A 21,036-nucleotide genomic window follows, 5' to 3' on the forward strand; every position below is an offset into this window, starting at 1 on the left:
TACTCTAAAAGAATATCAGCTTATGCTTCTTTATATTAGCCCCTTTCAAACATAATACCTTTGTGGTTAATAAAAAAAACAGCTCGCGTAGGTTTTATTAACCACCGAGGGCACGGGGAGCACAGAGGCTTCTGCTTTGTGTCCTCGGTGCTCTTTGTGGTTTACAAAAAGAACAGCTCGTGTAGGTTTTATTAACCACCGAGGGCACGGAGAGCACAGAGACTTATGCTTTGTGTCCTAGGTGTTCTTTGTGGTTAATAAAAAAAAACAGCTCACGAAAGGCGAGCTGTTCAAGAAAAGGACCTGTCATCCGTCAGATCCCGAGTACTTTACGATTGAATGTTTCGTCGGCCGCAGTGCCGGCAAAATCATCAAATGCTTTCTGGGTGACTTCGATGATATGGTTGGCAATGAACGGCGCCCCCTCCGCAGCACCCTGCTCCGGGGATTTGATGCAGCACTCCCATTCCAGCACCGCCCAGCTGCCGTAACCATATTGTGACAGCTTTGAGAAAATACCAATGAAATCGACCTGGCCGTCGCCGAGTGAGCGGAAGCGGCCGGCACGATCAGCCCAGCCTGCAAAACCGGAGTATACCCCCTGGCGACCGGAAGGATTGAATTCAGCGTCTTTTACGTGAAAAGCTTTGATCCGGTCGTGGTAAAGGTCAATGAACTGGAGATAATCGAGTTGCTGAAGTACGAAATGGCTCGGATCGTAATTAATATTGGCTCTGGTATGGCCGCCCAGGTTGTCTACGAAACGTTCAAAAGAAGTTCCGTCGAAAAGGTCTTCGCCGGGGTGTAATTCGTACGCGACGTCCACGCCGTTCTCGTCATACACATCCAGGATGGGCTTCCAGCGGTTTGCCAGCTCTTTAAATGCGGTTTCTACCAAACCTGAGGGGCGCTGCGGCCATGGGTAAAGAAAAGGCCAGGCAAGCGCGCCAGAAAAAGTTGCGCTCGTCGATAATCCAAGATTTTTGCTGGCTTTTGCTACCAGTTTCAGGTGGTTAACGGCCCATTCCTGGCGCGCTTTCGGGTTCTTCCTGACTTCCGGGACAGCAAAGCCATCAAACAGATCGTCATAAACCGGGTGCGAAGCCACCAGTTGACCGATGATATGGGAAGCCAGCTCGGTAATTTCCAGACCATAGTCTTTGAGCTTGCCTTTGAGTTCATCGGCGTAGGTTTGGGATTCGGCCGCCTGCTTGATATCAATTACACGCGGATCCCAGGTGGGGAGCTGAAGGCCTTTGTAGCCCAGGTCAGCCATATAACGGGCGATACCGTCCAGGGTGTTGAACGGAGCTTCGTCTCCAAGGAATTGTGCCAGGAAAATCGCCGGTCCTTTGATGGTTTTCATACTAAAAATGTGTTGTTACAGAATGGATTATTACTTGGAAAGGGGTTTATAGGTCAGATTTCAACCCAGGCTTGCTTGCGGTTGCTTTCCAGTATCCTTTCACAGATCAACAGTTCTCTGTAACCGTCTGCAAAGGTTGGGAAAGTAGGGTTTTCAGGCTGTTTACCGGCTTCAATCGCTGCATACACTTCCTTAAACATCTGCTTGGAGGTATCAGGGAAGCCTTCATTATGCCCACCGGGGAAGGTGATCAGCGAGCGGGCGCCCGGGTCAACCAGTGAAGGATCGCGAAGGAGTACCTCGTTGGCTTTATCCCTGTACCCGACCCATACCTCGTTGGGTGACTCCGAATTAAAGCTGAATGTCTTATTGGCGCCGGAAATCTCAAACGCCATGCGGTTTTTCCTCCCTGCCGATACTTGTGAAACGGTTATTACGCCTTTGTTACCATTGTCGAAACGCAACAGGACGTTGGCGTGGTCTTCGGTGTTAATGGGGACGTCTGCATAATCTTCGGGGGTTAGCATTTTGCCCGAATAGGTTTCGACGGGTTTCAGCGGTTTCTTGCGCGTTTTGTGAACGGTGTTGAAATCAGAAAGTACCGCGGTAGTTTTAAGGCCGGTAATGTACTCGATGATGTCCATCAGGTGAGAGCCGATATCGGCAATCGCCCGGGAATCCCCGGATTTATCCGGCTCGAGCCGCCAGTTGTAGTCCGTTTGATAAAAAAGCCAATCCTGCAGGTACGACCCGATGACGGAGTAAATTTCTCCCAGGTCGCCATTTTCCCTTGCAGCCTTCATGTGCCGTACAAGCGGATAGTAGCGGAGGTTGAAATGCACGGCGTTAACGAGGCCGGTTTGGCTGGCCAGTTCCACGAGCTCCTCTGCCTCTTTCAGGTCTTTGGCCAGCGGCTTTTCGCAGATCACGTGTTTACCGGCTAACAAGGCGGCTTTTGACTGACTGTAATGCAGAAAGTTAGGCGTGCAAATATGGACAGCCTGGATATCGTCCTGGGCAATCAGTTCGTCAAAGGTGTAGTGGCGGGGGATTCCCAGAGCCTCGGCTTTTTCTTTTGCCAGCTCTGCAGTTACCTCACAGAGGGCAACTACTTCTACGTTGGGTAGCCGTCTTAGCGCCTCGATATGCGCGGGGCCGATAAATCCCGTACCTACTACACCGACCTTAATTTTGTTCATAACAGACTATTTGAATGGATGATCTTACTGCTTTATTTCTATTACGGTGTTTTTTTTCTCCAGGACTAACCCAAGCCTGAATAGGCATTTTATATTTTTGTCCATTTCGTATCTGTTTTTCCCGATTGGATAGCGGCGTCTATAAAGCGGAGGCCTCTTACTCCATCTTTGACAGTCGGGAAATCATATAAAGGGTCCTGGGGCTTTCCTTCCTGGTGCGCCCTGATCGCGAAAGCAAAGTTGCGGTAAACATTTGCGAATGCCTCCAGGAATCCCTCCGGGTGCCCCGCAGGAATCCGGGCATGGGCCGTAGCGGCGGGATAAAGCTGCCCCCAGTTGGTCCGGAGTACCCGGTATCCGCTGTTGGTTTTATGCACCAGGCTGTTGGGTTCCATCTGGCGCCATTCCAGGCCGCCCGTCTCTCCGTAAACCCTGATGGAAAGGCTGTTTTCCTCTCCGTTGGCTACCTGGCTGTATTGCAGGATTCCTTTTGCACCATTGTCGAACCGGATCAGGATATTGCCGTCGTCATCCAGCGGCCGGCCGTCAACAAAAATGCTCAGGTCGGCGCAGAGTTCTTTGATTCTGCTTCCAGTAACATATTCGGCCAGGTTTTCGGCATGTGTTCCGATATCCCCGAGGCCTCCACCGGCCCCGGATTGATCGGGATTGGTACGCCAGGAGGCTTGTTTGTTCCCGGTTCCCTCAAGTTTAGAGGATAACCAGCCCTGCGGGTATTCCACGATAATTTTCCGCAAGGTCCCGATCTCCCCGTTGGCGATCATCGCTTTTGCCTGCTTCACCATCGGGTATCCGGTGTAATTGTGAGTAAGCGCAAAAATGAGCCCGGTCTCCTCTACCAGCTTCTGAAGCGATTCGGCCTGTTCGAGGTTAATGGTCATGGGCTTATCGCAGATGACGTGGAACCCGTTCTCAAGCGCCATTTTCGCCGGCGCGTAGTGCAGGTGGTTAGGAGTGACAATGCTTATGAAATCAATTCTTTCTTCAGCGGGCCGCGATTTTTCAGTAGCAATCATTTCCTCGAAAGAGGCATATACGCGGTCATCGGGGAGGAAAAGTGCCTTCCCGGTCGCCTTTGATTTTTCGGGATTAGAGCTGAACGCTCCGGCTGTGAGTTCAATCTGGCCGTCGATGGCCGCTGCAATCCGGTGGACTCCACCAATAAAAGCCTCGAGGCTCCCCCCAACCATTCCCATTCTCAGTTTTCGGGACATTTGGTACGCTATTTTTAATCGTTAGTAATGATCTGACCTGGTTCTATGCAAAGCGGCAAAATAGCCCTTTTTACTACTTCTGTGGTATGCAAATTGAAAAAAAGAAGGCGGGCGTCAAAAAAAAGTAGTAGAAATCCTGCCTGTCTCTTTTTTAGATATTGTTTCTAAGGAAGTGCCTCCTCGCATTCAACCCCGCGTGATACAGATCGTTAGAATGATTACTTAAACCTAAAAAAAATCATATGGCTCAATCAATTAATGCGACCCGCTTATTTAATGCAAGCTGTTTTGCGCTCATTACCACCGCCCTTTCTTTCAGTATACGGGCCGGTATCCTCAGTCAACTCGGGACGGAGTACGGATTCTCCGCCGAACAACTGGGTACCATTAACTCCATGTGGTTTTTGGGTTTCCCCATTTCGATGATCGTCGGCGGTTTGATTTACAATACCGTAGGCGGCAAGAAGATCATGCAGTTTGCGCTTTTTGCTCACGCAGTGGGTATCCTGCTGACGATTTACTCTGGTGGTAACTATACCCTTCTGCTCATTTCCACCCTGCTTATCGGGCTGGGTAACGGTTGTACCGAAGCAGCCTGTAACCCGATGATTGCCGACTCTTACGAAGGCGTCAAAATGAGCGAAATGTTGAATAAGTTCCACATGTGGTTCCCGGGTGGTATCGTGATAGGAGCGCTTATTTCTAAATTTATGACAGAAGGCGGAGCCGGATGGCAGGCACAGATCTGGGTGATTATGATTCCGACGCTGATCTATGCTTTCCTCTTCTGGGGACAGGAGTTTCCGAAACCTAAAGTTGAGAAGGCTGCCTCGGTATCGGAAAACTTGAAAGCGATGCTTTCTCCGTTGTTCCTCTACATCTTTGTATTTATGGCGCTGACCGCTATTTCCGAGTTCGGACCGCAACAATGGGTAGGTCTGATTCTCAGTAAATCCGGCGCTGACCCCATGCTGCTTCTCGCGATTACCACAGGCACCATGGCCGTGGCCCGCTATTTTGCCGGACCTGTCGTAGCGCGTTTCGATCAGACGGGCGTACTGCTGGGGTCTGCAATTCTGACTGCTATCGGGTTGTTTCTTTTGAGCCGGGTAACTGGCGGTGTGGCCTATGGTGCCGCGTTCGTATACGCTTGCGGTATCGCCTATTTCTGGCCGAATATGCTCGGTTTTGTTGCAGAAAAAGTGCCGGCATCAGGTGCGCTCGGGATGTCGGTAGTAGGGGGTATCGGCATGTTTTCCAGCTCTATGTTCCAGCCGATCATCGGTAGCTGGATCGATTCCGCACGTTCCGAAGCAGCTGCAAAAGGATTGACCGGCGACGAACTCGAACTGGCGGCCGGACAGGCAACTTTGTCTACTATGATTACTTTCCCGCTTATACTGATTGTGGCTTTCACCATCCTGTATTTTTGGGTAAAAGGCCGGAATGCTGCGAAGCTGGCCTGATATATATTGGTTAAGAAAAAGGGGGTGTGCAGCGCACACCCCCTTTTTCTTAATACAGAGACCCCGGTTTATGCCTTGCGCGCAGTAACCTGGATTTCTATCTTCATTTTCTCATCGGCGAGGCCGGCGGCGATCATCGTTGCGGCAGGCCTTACGTCACCGAGGTATTTTTTGAGTGCCGGCCAGCAGTTCTTAAACTCCGCGGCGTCTTTTACGATATAGAGTACGCGTACGATATCTGCGAGTCCCGATCCGGCTTCTTCCAAAACTTTACTGATGTTGAGAAGGCACTGTTCCGTTTGTTCGGCTATATCGTCGGAGATGGTCATGGTGCTGTAGTCATACCCGGTAGTACCGGATACAAACACCCAGTCGCCGTCCACTACGGCACGTGAATATCCTATTTCTTGTTCAAAGGGGGAGCCGGAGCTGATAAGCTGACGTTCGTTACGCATGAAATGATGTATTAAGGTGAATAAAAAGCGGGTAAAAGTACGCATTTGTTCGCCAGGTACTGAATCTCCGTTCGCAAAAAAGCTGACGCCGGAAGGAAGGCGTTCCGGCCTCAAGGGGTTCATTATTTGATCATAGTTTGTTGGTAATTTCTTAAATTTGTACATTCATCAACAAAGCAACCTGCGTCAGGTTAGAAGGAAGTGTTATGGGAAGTGTACTTAAAATAGCCATTCTGGATATGAACAACGGCGTTCAGAACGAGGGGATGCGTTGTATCAGGAAGGCGATCGAAGCTTTTGATCTCGCCCAGGAGCTTCCGGTTACTTATACGGTTTTTGATGTAAGGCAAAAGACAGAGCTCCCTGATCTTGCCTTTGATGGTTATATTTCTTCCGGCGGCCCAGGAAGCCCGCACCCGGTGGGTGAGCCCTGGGAACGCAAATTTTTTAATTTTCTCGACCAGCTGGTACGTTTTAACGGCAACAGGCAGAATAAAGTAAAAAAACCGCTGTTCCTGATCTGTCATTCGTTTCAGCTCGCCTGCATTCACTGGAAAATGGGCCTGGTAGGGAACCGCCGCTCCACCTCATTCGGCACTTTCCCGGTTCATAAAACCAGGATGGCGCAAAACGAACCTTTGTTTGACGGGCTTCCGGATCCTTTCTGGGTGGTCGATTCACGCGATTTCCAGGTAACCCAGCCCAATCGGGTTGCGATGGAAAAAATGGGTGCAGCTATTCTTTGCCTCGAAAAAATCCGACCGCATGTGGACCTGGAACGCGCCATAATGGCCCTGCGGTTTACCAGGGAGATTATCGGTACACAATTCCACCCCGAAGCCGACGCGGATGGAATGCGGCGTCATTTTCTGAATGCGGAACGGAAAGAAAAAATCGTTAAAGCCTACGGCATTGAAAAATATCACAGCATGATGGAAAACCTCGGGGACCCGGAAAAAATAGCGCGTACGGAATCCGTCATTCTGCCAAACTTTTTGCTTTCGGTCAAAAAAGCGGCGGGTGTACTGCCGCAATTGATGGAAGTTTAGCGTTATTTAGGTTTTGTAGCGGAGATCAGGTTTACATGAATATCTCCCCGGCAATTACAAACATCCGTTTACTATGCATCCTGACTTCCGCAGGGCCTTCAATGCGGCCTTCTCCCGAGAAAAATATGCGTCGTTTTTGTCAACCATTGAGCGCGACTTTCCCGGAGAATTGGACTTCAGGGTTGCGGAAAGCCCCGTCTTCATTGACCGCGCCTTCCGGGAAAAGCTGCAGACCGCATGTGACGCCATCGTCTCTAAAGTAGCTGCTCCCGATTTCCGGGAAGCGACCGAGCGGGCCATTCCGGCAGCCCAGCGCGTACCCAACGAAAACCGCCACACTTCGTTTCTGGCGATTGACTTTGCTGTTTGCAGGAGTGCTTCCGGAGAGCTTGAGCCCCAGTTGATCGAGTTGCAGGGTTTTCCTTCCGTATTCGGTTACCAGATGTACCTTTCGGGGCTTTACAGGCAACGGTATGATTTGCCCGACAGGGTGGCTTTTACGTTCACGGGCCAGGAAAACGAAGAGGCAGCTTTCATTCGCCGGTTCGGCGAAGTGCTCCTCGGCGACGACGACCCGGAAGAAGTAGTGCTGCTTGAAATATTCCCTGAAAAGCAGAAAACCCGCATTGACTTTGCCATCACCGAAAAGTACTGGGGAGTAAAAACGGTGTGCATTACCAAAGTGATCAGGGAAGGCCGCGCGCTCTTCTATGAAAACGGCGGACGGAGAATACGGATTCGCCGGATTTACAACCGGCTGATTTTCGATGACCTCAACAATTTCCCCGGTCTGGAAACCGATTTTCGGCTGACCGACGACGTAGACGTGACCTGGGTGGGGCACCCGAACTGGTTTTTCCGTATCAGCAAGTTCATGCTGCCGCTGCTTTCCGGCCCCTATTTTCCCAAAGCAGGCTTCCTGAGTCACTATATGGGCCAGTTTCCGGCAGACCTGGACAATTATGTGCTCAAACCGCTGTTTTCGTTCGCAGGAACCGGTGTAGATCTGCACGTTACGCCCGAAAAACTTCTGGCCATTCCCGATCCTGAGAATTATATTCTTCAGCGAAAGGTGGTTTACGAACCCGTTGTAACGACTGAGGACGGAAGCAAGGTAAAGGCGGAAATCCGCATGCTGTATGTGTGGCCTGACGACGCGCCGGCCCCGACTTTACTGACCGCGCTGAGCCGGTTAAGCAGGGGGGAAATGATCGGGGTACGCTTTAACAAGGATTTTACATGGGTAGGCGGAAGTGCCGTCTTCTTTGAAATATGAGTACCACCTTTATGCGCAATATTACACACAGGCAGTTGTTTCTGAGCCATGTTGCACAGACTTCGCGTTTCCCGCTCGCGCTCGAAATTGATAGCGCCGAAGGCGTTTACATGCACGATGTAAACGGTAAAAAATACTACGACCTCATTTCCGGTATCGGCGTGAGCAATGTCGGGCACCGGCATCCGGCAGTGGTAGCAGCCATTAAGGAGCAGGTAGACCGGTACCTTCACCTGATGGTGTATGGTGAATACGTCCAGGCCCCCCAGGTATTGCTGGCAGCGGCCCTGGTCGGCAGCCTGGACTCGCCATTGGCCGAAACTGCTCCGTATGGCCCAATTAACCGTGTGTACTTTACGAATTCCGGTACAGAAGCTGTTGAAGGCGCCATGAAACTGGCGAAGCGGTTTACAGGCAGGTTTGGCTTCGTAGCGTGTAAAGACGCGTATCATGGCGCTTCACAAGGGGCGTTGAGCCTGGCAGGACAGGCCTTTTTCCAGGAGAATTTCCGGCCGTTACTGCCGGGGATGACGCGTATACGCTATGGGGTGGTGGAGGATCTCGAACAAATTGACCATCGGACAGCCGGCCTGGTGATCGAGCCCATCGGGGGCGAATCAGGCGTTCGGGTCCCGGATATAGACTATATGCGTGCAGTGCGGAAACGGTGTACCGAAACTGGAACACTATTGATTTTGGACGAGGTACAGACCGGTTTCGGACGAAGCGGTACGTTCTGGGCATTTGAAGATTTCGGAATCTACCCGGATATTTTGCTGAGCGCCAAAGGAATGGGGGGCGGTATGCCCATCGGCGCCTTTATGGCTTCGGAAACGGTGATGTCGGTATTGATGGAGAACCCGATCCTGGGGCATATCACCACGTTTGGGGGGCACCCGGTCAGCTGCGCTGCGGCTTTGGCCGCTTTCGACGTGATTCAATCGGAGCGGCTCCACGAGGCTGCCGGTCGAAAGGGACAATTGATTAAAGATTATTTAGGGGCGCATCCGTTGGTAAAGGAGGTCCGGGGAAAGGGATTGATGCTGGCCGTTGAGTTCGATTCATTCCCCCTTCTCAAGCAGATTATTGACCGCCTCATCGAGGTCGGGATCGTCACGGACTGGTTTTTGTTTTGTGATCATTCCATGCGCATTGCGCCGCCGCTGATTATCACCGAAGAGCAGATTTCGGAAGTATGCCGGAAAATAATAGGAGTGCTCGATGAAATTGAGTTGAAAGTAAAGGATAAGTAGCACAGAAGACTATTCTCATTTTGACTGGACGGAAAGGAGCGCTCCTTTCCGTCCAGTCAAAAATTAGCCGCGGGGGGCGAAAATCTGTTGAATGGCTTTCGAAACAACAGAGGAACCGCCCGGATCTACGACGTGGTCGTGATCGATTCTTATCAATTTATCAACGTCATAACCTGCTTCTACCGCAATTTCCAGGAAATGGTCCAGTAATTTGTCGGGGAAGGAAGTGTCCCTGGATAGGATCCACAGGTAATCCAGGTTGCGGCCGGCCAACAGCGCGTGTTTGTATTGCTTGTCGACGGCCAGTACCGTAAGGTCGGAATAAAATGGCCCGAAGAAAGATACCTCGAGCGCCCCGATGTCTTTCGGACCGGTAAACTTCGCCGTACCGGTTGCTTTTCTGTGCTCGTGCGTTACCTGGTTATAGCCTTTGTTCACCACCCTGATCGTACCGTTGGGGTTAAGGGCATAATGTGCGCTGGTATTGTTCAGATTTCTTTCGAAGCAGTTGTCTAATCTGGCCCACTCGTACCATTTTCCCATGAACTTTTCGGGATCGAACGGGTGAACCGGGTCGAGAGGTGCTTTGTGAGCCCTTGAACGGTTGTATAAATAGCAGGCAAGGCCGGCCCCGGCGAGAATTCCTGCAAATAGTGTTTTAACTTTCATAATGATAATATAGTTATCGGTCTTCAGAATTCAATTGCAGGCTGTACAGCGTGTGGTTGGTCGTTGTTGTTGTCGAAGCCATCCTGAGCGAGTGGTCAACGCAGCCCGACTAATACGGCCCGGCCTGCATGGCCCGGCCGGTTAATTAGATAACGTCCTTATCGCTTTGTTTATTGAAATATTAGCCTGATAAGTAGCTTTCGGCTGCTTAGGGAGATGTTTCGCAGACAGGATTGCCGAAACATACGCTAATCTGTAATCAGCGCTTTTAAACGATCGTAAAACCCGGTGCTTTTAAAGGTGAAAGTTTTGTGAAGGATGTAGTTGCTCATGAAGCTGAAGCCCTGGCCAATGATGTAGCAAACCATTTCATTGACATTGATCGTCTTTTTGGCGGAAGAAAGCTGGAGCCTGTAAACCGGGATATGAAGCCAATTGGTGGCTACATGTAATGACCCGACCGCAAAAAACCAGGTAACGCCCCAGGAGAACATGGCCACCATCACAAACTTTATCATTTCACGACGTGTCTGGTTGGTGTTTCGGACGTTAAATGCAAATAACTTGGTTAATATGAAACCGACGATGAGCGACACCGGGTAGGCAATGTTGATGGACTGATCAAAGGTAAGACCGAACCAATCCTGGGTCAGGCTGCTGGTGAGCAACTGGACAAGTGCCCCGGTACCGGCAACAAAAAAGTATGCTAAAAGGTCTTTTTTATTAACTATAGTGTTTTTTTGGCTAGTATTGCTCACAGCATACAAGGGTGTTTTCTCTCAAGTGTGTCGCAATATTAGACAATATTACAGTAGAATCGTAACGGGCAAACGTTTTCTTTTATTAAGCGGCAATGGCGCGGTCACTAGTTCCGAGCTCGCAGGACGTTGAGTATCAGATCCTGAAAAAGTGATATTATTATCATCATATTTGCCTTAACGCCTTTTTTACTTTTTGCATGGAAAATTCAACCTCACGTCGGGAGTTTATCAAAAGCTCATCTCTAATTGCCGGTGGAGCGCTCGTATCAGGCTTTCCGGCTATTCGGACCCATAAAGAAAAGACACTCAGGATCGCCCTGATTGGTGCGGGAAAACGTGGGGCCGGCGCCGCTGCCCAGGCTCTGAAAGCGTCAAAAGGCGTAAAGCTGGTGGCCCTTGCCGATGTTTTTAAAGACCAGTTGGATTCTACATACGCATCACTCACCAAGGTTCCGGGAATCCAGGACCAGATTGATGTTCCCGAAAAACATAAATTCGTCGGGTTTGACGCCTACCAGAAGGCAACCGAACTGGCGGATGTCGTTTTGCTGGCATCGCCGGCGCCTTTCAGGCCCGAGCATTTCCGTTTGGCGATAGAGTCGGGGAAGCATGTTTTCATGGAGAAACCGCTCGCTTCTGATGCCCCGGGGATCCGCCAGATCCTGGCTACGGGGGAGCTCGCCACTAAAAAAGGTCTGAACGTGGTGGTGGGTTTGCAGAACCGGTACGATCCCGCTTACCAGGAAATGGTGAAGCGGATTCACGACGGCATGATCGGCGACCTGGTGAGCGCTTCCTGTTATTACAATGTGGGGAATGTGAACATGATCCCGCGTCAGGAAGGCTGGACCGAAATGGAATACCAGCTCCGCAACTGGCGATATTTCAACTGGCTCTGGGCGGGAAGCCCGGCCGGGCTTCAGATTCATAACGACGATGTGGTGAACTGGGTAAAAGGCGGTCCCCCTGTGAAAGTAGTCGGAAACGGTGGGCGCGCGGCCTTTAAGGGCCCCAACAACGGCGATATTTACGATCACTTTTTTAATGAGTATGAATATGCCGACGGCTTTAAACTGAACAGTCAGATCAGGCATATCAACGGCTGCTGGAACAGGGGCGGCAACTTCTTTTACGGATCCAAAGGAAAAGGAGATCTGAAAGACGGCTTCAAGGATTACAAGGGAAACCTGATCTGGAAATATAGCGGGAAACAGGAAAATCCCTATCAGCTGGAACACGATGAGCTTTTTGCAGCGATTAATGGAAAAAGGTATATCAACGACACTGTGTGGGGAGCAAACAGCACCATGGCGTGCATCATGGGGCGGATGGCAGCGCATTCAGGACAATTGATTACGTGGGATTCGGCACTTGCCTCGGAGGTGAGTATCGTACCGCCCAAACTCGCCTGGGATGCCGCGCCTTTATCAGTGCCCGATGAGAAAGGTGAATACCACGTAGCCGTTCCTGGCATAGACAAAGTTTAGCTGATTCCGGCGAATTCAGTCCCGGCCCATTGAAACCAATTCCCGGCCCCTTCATGAAAAAACTAAGTTTACTCCTCATTTGGTTGACCGGTTCGCATTTTGCCTTTGCGCAAAGTGCGGATTGGCAACGGGAAACCGCCGCCGCAGCATGGCAGCCCCGGGACTCCCAGGGAGAATTCGTTTTTAAAGACCAGCTCTGGATAATGGGCGGCTGGTTTACTCCGAAACTGCCGAACCCGCGTGACGTATGGCGGTCGGCAGACGGCAAAACCTGGAAACAGGTAGCGGCGGAAGCGCCGTGGCAGCACAGCGACCTGCCGGCTTCATTGGTGTTCAGGCGCAAAATGTGGATGATGGGGGGGCGCAGGCTTCCCGGAACGGAATGCAGCAACCAGGTTTGGTCTTCAGGTGACGGCCAAAACTGGGAACTGGAGAATGCTTCTCCGCCGTGGAGCGCTCGGCTTTCTCCCGGGTTTGTGGTCTTCAAAAACCGCATGTGGTTAATGGGCGGCACCAGCGATTTTTACAACAACAACGACACCACCATGATGAATGACGTATGGTCATCGTCGGATGGGAAAAAGTGGCGGTTGGAAACCGGTGCCGCGGCCTGGGCAAAGCGCGCCCACGGACAGGCAGTGGTGTTCAAAGGGAAAATCTGGATGCTCGGAGGCGGTAGCAGGGCTCCCAAAGCCTCTCCGCGCAACGACGTATGGAGCTCCTCGGACGGGAAAAACTGGGAGCTTGTGACCGAATCTGCGGAATGGGCGCCAAGACTCTGGTTTTCAGCAGTGGTGTACCGCGATCATTTGTGGGTGCTGGGCGGCTGGTCAGAAAAGGACGGCAACTATGGCGACGTCTGGTATACCAGTGACGGAAAGCATTGGAAACAACTGAAATCCGCTACGATATGGAGCAAACGGCACGAGCATGCCGCCTTTGTATTTAAAGACAGGATCTGGGTGGCAGGCGGCGCAGCCGAACCCAACTATAAACTGGACAGCGAGGTCTGGAGCCTGGGTCTGCCAAAAGACTGGCGCGGCGAGTAACCGTTTTTTCTCCCCGAACCGCGAAATACGGGCTTGCACGGGCGGGCATAACCGCTTTGCGTTAAATCTAATTCTTCTTATCTTGGCTGCACTTACGGCGGTTATTGCCGTAGTATTCTACTTTTTATTTTTTGTTTTACGAGGTGCGTATGGCATTGTCCGGAGAGAAGACCCGAATACTGGTTATTGATGATAATCCGTTGGATCTTTTAGTGATTGCAGAGTTAGTAAAGGGGTATCCTCTTCTGGAGAATTGCGGGTCTTTTATGAACGCGCTCGAAGGGTATGAAGCGATTCGTTCCATCCGGCCCGACGTAGTTTTCATGGATATAGAGATGCCGGTTCTGAACGGGATTGAGCTGCTCCGGAAAATAAGAAGTGAAGTCCCCGTTGCAATTTTTGTTACCTCGTTTGCGGAATATGCGGTGGAAGGTTTTGAGCTTTCCGCGCTTGATTACATCCTGAAGCCACTTACAGCGGAAAGATTTGCGCAGACCATTACGAAAATTGACGAATACCGGGAACTGAAACGGAAATCGGATGCGTATCAGTTGATGGTCGAGAGCGACTCCCTGACCATTAAAGAGGGCCATCATCAGATCAGACTTTCCCAAAGAGAAATTATTTATCTCGAGGCAATGCAGGACTATACGAAGGTGGTGACCACCGGAAAACCCTACCTGACCCTTTCCTCGTTGTCTTATTTTCTGGAGCAGCTGCCCGCCGGCCGCTTCCTGAGAATTCACAGGAGCTATGCTGTTGCGCTGGGTCATATACGGGAGTTAAGAGGCTCGGAGGTCGTGTGCAGCACCGGCAGATTGCCCATTGGAAAAACCTACCGATCAGCTATTTCAAGGATCAAGCTGTAAAATGAACCGAATTCTGCTCCCCCTGCTTTTCCTGTTTACCACCCTCGCAAATGGCCAGGCTATTCCCGACGTCTCGGCCTATAAAACAGAAAAGGAAAAATTGAAGGCATTGGCCAGAAGCTGTGATTCTCTTTTTAAAATTCCGGATATCGCATCTGTCAGATCCATATCGAATTATGTGCTTTCAAAACCTGAGACCGACGATTACAACCGGTCTCTTTTTTATTTCTACCTGGCAGCCGCTTACGAAGGGGACATTGATGCCGACTCCTGTATCAAAACTTACGAGTATTCAATTGCGTTCGGCAGGAAAGCGAACAGCCCCAAACGTGTCCGGAATGCCTTGGATCGTCTTCTTTACATCTACAGCAATACGCCCGGCTACAACAGGCAAAGTGAAGCCGCTGTCAAAGAGCTGCTCGGGATTATCGATACCACCCGGAACGAGGCCGAGAAAGCAGGCCTTTACGGAAATATCTCCACCTATTACAATATCAGAGGTGAATACACCAAGCAGGCCGACTATGCACTTAAATCCATTGCGATTCTTAAAAAGCTGGTTGATTCGGGTGTTGAAAAAGATCGTGAAGTCGTAGTCGTAAACCTGATGAACCTGGGTGGCATGTACCTAGGCAACGACCAGGTTGAAAAAGGACTTTATTATACGAGAGAAGCGAAAAAATACATCGTCGGTACCATTTTTTTTCTTTCGCACTACTACAAGCAAATGGCCGACGGGCTTCTGCTGAATGAGAGACCCGACCAGGCCAGGATTTATTATGATTCCCTGACGGCCATGCTGAGCTCACCTGAGGTGACCGGCACGCTGTTCAGGGACCGTATCTACAGCGACCTGGCTTTTTCCGACTATTACCTGAGGCATTCGAAACCCGACAGTGCATTCCTGTACGCAGACCGGGCGAATACCCTGGGTGAAAAGTGGGCCGACGAGTTCGCCCGGGTCCAGATCAACTACATGAACGGCAAGGTCTATTTTGAGAAAAAGGAGTATGCAAAGGCTTTGGAACAACTGCTTGCCATTGAGCAGGGCGCAGCAGAAACCGACCCCAAGGTACACGTAGCACTTCTGCAGATTATTTCGCGGGCATACGCGGCCATCGGCGAGCACCGGAAGGCCTTTCTGTACTACGAGAAATATGCGCCCCTGAGAGATTCGCTCTATGTACAGGCGTCGGAGCGGAGCATCGCCGAGGCGGAAGCACAGTTTCAAAACAGGGAAAAGCAGCAGCAAATTGATTTGAAGAATTTGCAGATCGAAGATGCGCGGAAGCAACGTTTGTGGCTGATTGGCGGGCTTGCGTTAATGGCGCTGTCCTTGGGTTTGCTGGCGGTCATTTACCGGAACAATAAGCGGAACGCCCTCATCCTGGATAAGAAAAACCGTCAGTTGGAGGAGGCAATCACGGCTTTGGAAGAGGCCAATCGTACCAAAGCCAAGTTGTTCGGTATCATCAGCCATGACCTGCGATCGCCGATCAGTCAGGTATACCAGTTTTTGAAACTCCACCAGATGAATCCTGATTTGCTGTCGGACCAGCAGCGAAGCGAGCTCAGCCGGAGAATCCAGACGGCTACGGGTTCTCTCCTGGAAACGATGGAGGACCTGCTCCTTTGGTCCAAAACCCAGATGAACGAATTTCAGGCGGTTATTCAACCGGTGGAAGTGGCTCCGGTGGTACTTCATTGTATCGATTTGCTGAGATTGAACCTGGATGCGAAAAATCTTACGCCCGAAGTTTCCATCCCGGAGGGGGCGCTGTTGTTGTCAGATCCCTATTACCTGGAGATCATTTTGAGGAATTTGCTGCAAAACGCGATCAAAGCGGCACCCAATGGGAGCAACATCCAGGTCGCTTTTAGAAAAGACAACTTTGCTGTTCTGACGGTTCAAAACAGCGGCCCCCAATTCAGCCAGGATGATTACCTCAAAGTTGCGAAAGATCAAAGCAGCCCGCAGGGTTTGAATGGGCTCGGTCTCAAGCTTGTAGACGAGCTCTCGGTCAAGTCCGGACTGACTGTCAGATTTGTTAATGACGATGCGGATACCACGAGAGCTGAAATTGGCTCTCCGGTCGTTTAGTCCGTTTACCGATTTGTCAATATCCTTTATCGATAATTCGAAAGTCTTCATCTCGTGGAAATGTAGCTTTGATTTCCATCAAAACCGCATTAACCATGAAAACGACGGCTTTTTTTATTTCTTTTTTCCTTGTGATGTCCTTCGCGTGCAAGCCGGAGAAAAACCCGGAGCCCGAAGCTTCCTGCGAGGAGGGCGCCAGGCTGGTCACTCAAAAACTCGGGGACATTCCCATTGCCATCGAGTACGACAATGAAGGCCGGATCAGCAAAGTGTTCCGAAGCGACGGCCAGGGACTGATAGAGAACTATCAATACACATCGGATACCACCGCAGTGATCACGCGCAACTTCAGAGACGGCGGGGTAGGGAACACGTTTAATATTGTACTGAACAACAAGGGATACATCAAGCGTTATGTAACGGTAGGCGCCGGTGACAATAGTTATACAATTACTTACCTGTACGACGCAGACGGGTACCTTAGCGAATACAGCATTAAGTTTACAAAACCCGCCCAAACGCTGCGCAGTGTGTACACTTACAAGGATGGAAACCGGACAGGTAGCAAATCGTATACGGACGGAAAATTGACTTATACCGAGGACTACGCTTACACGGAAGACCTCAACAAAGCCGATGTAATCTTCAACGGCAACCAGCCCGGAATATTAGGACACCTGTCGAAAAACCTTCTCAGCAGTATCAAAAGAACCTATCCGGATGGTAAAAAAGAGTCTTATTCGTTCGTTTACAAACTGAACAAGACCGGATATGCTGAGTCTGTGAGCCAGGTTTACGTGGATCAGGCGAACAAGAAAACAGAGCAAACCAATATTTACACTTACGTATGCCCCTGAGCCGGGCGCTCCGGAAAGAGGTATAAGTTGTTAACAATCAGTTATTTGGCACTGGTCCGGCCCGCTTGGTCGGACCTATTGATGTTTTCGTGTAACGCTCGCTTTTGGGATTTTATCCGCTCAGGATTGAGAATTCATGGAGTTTACGGTTGATGTTTTTCCAGTTCTTTACAGGTAGCTGCGGAAAAGGTGTAACCGTTTTTTTATACCCATGCCGGATAATAGTAGCCTGACGGTTCCGGCCGGATGGTCATGCTGAGAAAGAATTTTTTTGCCAAAACACCTTGGAATAGAAATGACAAATAGATGTTGTCAATGGTAGTCAATAGTAGCCGGAGGCTACCGCCCGGAGGGTCATCCTGAGAAAGAAGTTTTTTGCGAAAACACCTTGTAGCGGAGATGACAAATAGATGTTGTCAATGGAAGTCAATGGTAGGCCGGAGGCTACCATCCGGACGGTCATCCTGAAGCGGAGCGCAGCGGAGTCGAAGGATCTCCTGTTGGTATAAAAAAGCCCTCTGAAAGGGATTGGGTACAGGGACCGGGAGATCCCTCCACTGCGGTCGGGATGACCCTCCGGTTGGCGCGGCGCCAAACTTGTTGTTGTCAATGGTAGCGCAGCGCAGCGGAGTCGAAGGATCTCCTGTTGGTACTAAGAAGCCTGGTGGAATAGATTGAGTGCAGGGAAAGGGAGATTCCTCGGCTGCGCTCGGAATGACCATCCGGTAGGTGCGCCCCCATACATCGTGTTGTCAATGCTGAGCGCAACGCAGTGGAGCCGAAGGATCTGCTGTCGTTATAAAAAAGTCCTCTGAAAGGAATTTGGTTCAGGAAGCAGGAGAGATCCCTCCACTACGGGCGGGATGACACCTGATGGCCGCAGCGCACATCCGGGTTGGAATGCACCGGAAAGAACCTTCCGGCATCGGCATCTACTCCGGTACCAGCTCGTACTCATTGACGGTATTCCCTGTTTTTCGGCTTTCATTGGTTCTCTTGAGCATCAGGGTGGTATTGGTAGGAGGGGACGACAGGTAAAATTCCACGTTGCCGACGGAAGCGCTCGGCGGCGGCGAAAGGTTTTCCAGTATAAGCCGGCGGTTATCGGTTGAAAAGCTCCAGGCCCCGGTCAGGCGCCGACCGTCCAGATCGGTATAAACTACTTCTTCCGTACGTGTGAGGTCCAGCCGGAACTGCTCATAACCGGGCCGGGCATTGCCGGTATTCCCCGCCTGAAAAACCACCGTGCCGTTTTCTTTTACCAATGCGGCTTTCCAAATTTTCCCTACGGACGGGGTGATCACCTCCTTCGGTTTACATGCGCCCGGCACCCACATGCATGCCAGCACCAGGATTAATCTAGCATTCATTTTACAAGTATTTTATGACGTGAAAGTTTTCGGGAGGTCCGGAGCATGACGAAATAGATGCCTGGTTCCAGACCGGATAATAGGATTTCTGATCGATCAGTGACTGAAAATGTCAGCCGCTTGATGCCCCTTTTATCGAAAAGCGCCAGGTCTGCGGCGTCCGGTGAGCCGATCCGGACGTACAGTTTATTGTCTGACGCATACACCAGGGAGGCCGGGTCAGCGTTCTCCAGCCCGGTGATAATGTCTCCCGCCGAAATCTTTGCGACATTGCTGTAGGGCGAGCTGCCCGCCGGGTTCGTGGCCTTAATCCGGTAGTAATAATCCCGGACCGGCAATATTTCGTGGTCGGGGAACTGGGTCACAGCGGCTTGCTGGCGTCCGATTTCTTTGAACTCGCGGTCAGGATATTGAGACCGTTCAATTACAACTGTAGTGGTATTGGTTGAGACCGGCGACCATTTGAGCTGTATCAGGTCGAAGTCGATAGGTACGGCGGTCAGGTTTTTGGGTTGGTCGGGTAGGGGCGCCTTCGGTGTTTTGGCAGAAGCAATTTCCGAGTAGCCTGAACTGCCGATCGCATTGACGGCGCGCACCCGGTAGTAATATTGTGTAAGCTCGGTAAGGCCGGTGTTCTGGTAGGAGGTCACATTTGCGGCAACCGATACAATTTTCTGAAAGGTTTTCCCGTCTGTGCTCCTTTCTATTTCAAACCCGGTCTCGTTACCGGATTGATCGGTCCATTTCAGGCTAATCTGCTGGTAGGAAATAGCGGTAGCCGAAAGTCCGGCCGGGTTTGCAGGGGGAACGTCCCGTGTGGTGGCGTCGGCTATGTTGGAGTAGGACGAACCTCCCCGGCTGTTGCGCGAGCGTACCCGGAACCAGTACCGGGTAGCGGGGGCGAGCCCCGACTGCTGAAAGGCAACTGCATTGGCGCCTGCGTCGCCGGTTTTGACAAAGTTTTTGCCGTCTGTGGAGCGCTCAATTTCGAAACCCGTTTCATTCCCGGAGTTGTCCTTCCAGGTGAGGTTAATCTGGCTGCTTGACACCGCCACGGCTGCCAGGCCCGTTGGCGCCGCCGGTGGTACATCCAGTGTGGTTATTTGCACCACATTGGAATAGGCGGAGTTGCCGACGGCGTTTTTTGCCCTGATGCGGTACCAATAGCGGGTTAAGGTGGTAAGTCCCGTGTGCTGATAGGAGGTGGTGTTCGGGCCGAGGTCGGCAATTTTCGCAAAGTTGGTGCCGTTGCCGGAGCTCTCCAGTTCAAACCCGGTTTCATTTCCTGAATTGTCTGCCCAGCTAAGATTGATTTGGGTATTTGATACCGCATTACCGGAAATCGGACCGGGCGTTTGCGGTGCCTCGTCGCGTGTGGTCGCTTCTGCAACGTTTGAGTAGGCCGACAGCCCCCCGCTGTTGCGCGCCCGTACCCGGTACCAATACCGCGTATTGGGAGCCAGGCCTGTACTCTGAAAAGAGGTGGTATTGGCGCCAGCATCGGCTATTTTGGTAAAATTGCTGCCGTCGGTAGAGCGTTCTATTTCAAAGGCGTCCTCGTTGTTTGCCTGGTCCTGCCAGATAAGGTTAATTTGCCTGGAGCCGGCTGTAACGGCAGACAGCGCCCGGGGCGCGGCCGGAGGTGATTGTGCCGTGACGGCATTGGCTTCGTTGGTATATCCGGACGCACCGGTACCGTTGACGGCCCTTACCCGGTAGTAGTATCTGGTGCCGGGGGTAAGCGGACCGTCAAGAAATTGGGTAACGTTCGCGCCGGTGGTGGCAATCCTGGCGAAGGTGCCGTCTTCACTGCGCCGTTCAATTTCAAAGCTGGTTTCGTTGTCAGACCGGTCGATCCAGTTGAGCTGGATCTGGAAAACCTGGTTAGCACCTGCGATCAGGGAGGTAGGCGCATTGGGACTGCCCTGCTCGGTAGCTGTACAGGCAGCGTTGGAATAGCCCGAATCTCCAGAACTGTTTCTTGCTTTTACCCGGTAGCAATACCGGGTTTGGGGTTTTAGCCCGTTGTCGGTGTACGAAGGTGTGCGGCTGTAGGGAACGTTGGCAATGGCTGCATAGGTGCCGCCGCCGTCGCTGGACCGCTCCAGTACATAGGAGGCCTCCGCGCCATTGGCATCGCTCCAACTAAGCCGGATACTCTGTGTCCCTTCCGTTGTGGCCGTAAGCCCTGATGGTGCGGAAGGCGGTGCTATCGGGATGGTGACTGCTATTTCCGGGGACAGCACATCGGATCCTTTGTCGTAAATACCTCTTATCCGGTAGCGGTAATTGGTGTTCGGAACTACGGTACGGTCCTGGTAAGTGTTGGTGCCGCCTTTGCCACCCAGCGTTGCAATGGTTACAAAATTCTGCCCGAAATTGTCTTCTTTCCTTTCGACCAGGTAGGCTTCGGCCAATACGCTCGGCCAGGAAAGGTTTACTTCTTTGTACGTAACCGAGACAACGGTGACCCGGATGGTTCGCTGTGCGAAGCAAAACGACAACGGGGAGATCCATAACGCAAGTCCGAGCAGAAGGCGCGCCCCGGTTTTGATGTTGAAAGTGTTGTGCATA

At 51.4% G+C, this 21,036-nt stretch carries 17 protein-coding genes; 9 read left to right on the forward strand and 8 right to left on the reverse strand.

Annotated features, from left to right (window positions below; all coding sequences use genetic code 11):
• Positions 1-313 precede the first annotated feature (313 nt).
• The 3 genes from ABD852_RS14595 to ABD852_RS14605 all read right to left on the reverse strand — a co-directional run bounded on the left by ABD852_RS14595 (position 314) and on the right by ABD852_RS14605 (position 3,800).
• Positions 314-1,366: a sugar phosphate isomerase/epimerase family protein gene (locus ABD852_RS14595; protein WP_345030156.1), complete on the reverse strand. Its 1,053-nt coding sequence runs from the start codon at positions 1,364-1,366 to the stop codon at positions 314-316.
• Positions 1,367-1,419: 53 nt separating this feature from the next.
• Positions 1,420-2,565: a Gfo/Idh/MocA family protein gene (locus tag ABD852_RS14600; protein WP_345030157.1), complete on the reverse strand. Its 1,146-nt coding sequence runs from the start codon at positions 2,563-2,565 to the stop codon at positions 1,420-1,422.
• A gap of 89 nt (positions 2,566-2,654) precedes the next feature.
• Entirely contained in the window at positions 2,655-3,800 is a 1,146-nt protein-coding gene (locus tag ABD852_RS14605) for a Gfo/Idh/MocA family protein (protein ID WP_345030158.1), read from the reverse strand.
• Between the two features lie 242 nt (positions 3,801-4,042).
• Here ABD852_RS14605 and ABD852_RS14610 point away from each other — a divergent pair, with 242 nt between their 5' ends.
• Positions 4,043-5,266, forward strand: a complete 1,224-nt coding sequence (locus ABD852_RS14610; protein ID WP_345030160.1) for an MFS transporter — start codon at positions 4,043-4,045, stop codon at positions 5,264-5,266.
• 68 nt (positions 5,267-5,334) lie between these two features.
• Here ABD852_RS14610 and ABD852_RS14615 read toward each other — a convergent pair whose 3' ends face one another.
• On the reverse strand, positions 5,335-5,721 hold the full coding sequence (locus tag ABD852_RS14615; protein ID WP_345030162.1) for a RidA family protein: 387 nt from the start codon (positions 5,719-5,721) through the stop codon (positions 5,335-5,337).
• A gap of 206 nt (positions 5,722-5,927) precedes the next feature.
• Between ABD852_RS14615 and ABD852_RS14620 the strand changes: the two genes are divergently transcribed.
• The 3 genes from ABD852_RS14620 (at position 5,928) to ABD852_RS14630 (ending at position 9,299) form a co-directional block, all read left to right on the forward strand.
• A complete protein-coding gene (locus ABD852_RS14620; protein ID WP_345030164.1) occupies positions 5,928-6,770 on the forward strand; it encodes a type 1 glutamine amidotransferase in 843 nt (280 codons plus the stop codon).
• 73 nt (positions 6,771-6,843) lie between these two features.
• Positions 6,844-8,046, forward strand: a complete 1,203-nt coding sequence (locus tag ABD852_RS14625; RefSeq protein ID WP_345030166.1) for a hypothetical protein — start codon at positions 6,844-6,846, stop codon at positions 8,044-8,046.
• Entirely contained in the window at positions 8,043-9,299 is a 1,257-nt protein-coding gene (locus ABD852_RS14630) for an aspartate aminotransferase family protein (protein ID WP_345030168.1), read from the forward strand. Before ABD852_RS14625 ends, ABD852_RS14630 begins: the two co-directional genes overlap by 4 nt.
• A gap of 63 nt (positions 9,300-9,362) precedes the next feature.
• On the opposite strand, the gene ABD852_RS14635 is transcribed toward ABD852_RS14630, so the two are convergent.
• Complete coding sequence (locus ABD852_RS14635; RefSeq protein ID WP_345030170.1) at positions 9,363-9,968, reverse strand: lipocalin family protein; 606 nt, start codon at positions 9,966-9,968, stop codon at positions 9,363-9,365.
• A 248-nt stretch (positions 9,969-10,216) separates the two neighbouring features.
• Positions 10,217-10,726, reverse strand: coding sequence for a GtrA family protein (locus ABD852_RS14640; RefSeq protein WP_345030172.1), 510 nt, complete (start codon positions 10,724-10,726; stop codon positions 10,217-10,219).
• Positions 10,727-10,926: 200 nt separating this feature from the next.
• Here ABD852_RS14640 and ABD852_RS14645 point away from each other — a divergent pair, with 200 nt between their 5' ends.
• From ABD852_RS14645 to ABD852_RS14665, 5 genes are all read left to right on the forward strand, one after another.
• Positions 10,927-12,216 (forward strand): Gfo/Idh/MocA family protein, encoded by a 1,290-nt coding sequence (locus ABD852_RS14645; protein WP_345030174.1) that lies wholly within the window; start codon positions 10,927-10,929, stop codon positions 12,214-12,216.
• A 53-nt stretch (positions 12,217-12,269) separates the two neighbouring features.
• Positions 12,270-13,265: a Kelch repeat-containing protein gene (locus tag ABD852_RS14650; RefSeq protein WP_345030176.1), complete on the forward strand. Its 996-nt coding sequence runs from the start codon at positions 12,270-12,272 to the stop codon at positions 13,263-13,265.
• 149 nt (positions 13,266-13,414) lie between these two features.
• Positions 13,415-14,134, forward strand: coding sequence for a LytR/AlgR family response regulator transcription factor (locus tag ABD852_RS14655; RefSeq protein WP_345030178.1), 720 nt, complete (start codon positions 13,415-13,417; stop codon positions 14,132-14,134).
• A gap of 1 nt (position 14,135) precedes the next feature.
• A complete protein-coding gene (locus tag ABD852_RS14660; RefSeq protein WP_345030180.1) occupies positions 14,136-16,235 on the forward strand; it encodes a sensor histidine kinase in 2,100 nt (699 codons plus the stop codon).
• Positions 16,236-16,330: 95 nt separating this feature from the next.
• A complete protein-coding gene (locus tag ABD852_RS14665; RefSeq protein WP_345030182.1) occupies positions 16,331-17,092 on the forward strand; it encodes a DUF4595 domain-containing protein in 762 nt (253 codons plus the stop codon).
• 932 nt (positions 17,093-18,024) lie between these two features.
• Here the strand turns inward: ABD852_RS14665 and ABD852_RS14670 are convergent.
• Both ABD852_RS14670 and ABD852_RS14675 read right to left on the reverse strand, forming a co-directional pair.
• Positions 18,025-18,462: a hypothetical protein gene (locus tag ABD852_RS14670; RefSeq protein WP_345030183.1), complete on the reverse strand. Its 438-nt coding sequence runs from the start codon at positions 18,460-18,462 to the stop codon at positions 18,025-18,027.
• Positions 18,459-21,035, reverse strand: coding sequence for a fibronectin type III domain-containing protein (locus ABD852_RS14675; protein WP_345030184.1), 2,577 nt, complete (start codon positions 21,033-21,035; stop codon positions 18,459-18,461). Before ABD852_RS14675 ends, ABD852_RS14670 begins: the two co-directional genes overlap by 4 nt.
• Position 21,036 lies beyond the last annotated feature (1 nt).

The organism is Ravibacter arvi, assembly GCF_039540405.1.
GTDB classification, from domain to species: Bacteria; Bacteroidota; Bacteroidia; order Cytophagales; family Spirosomataceae; genus Ravibacter; species Ravibacter arvi.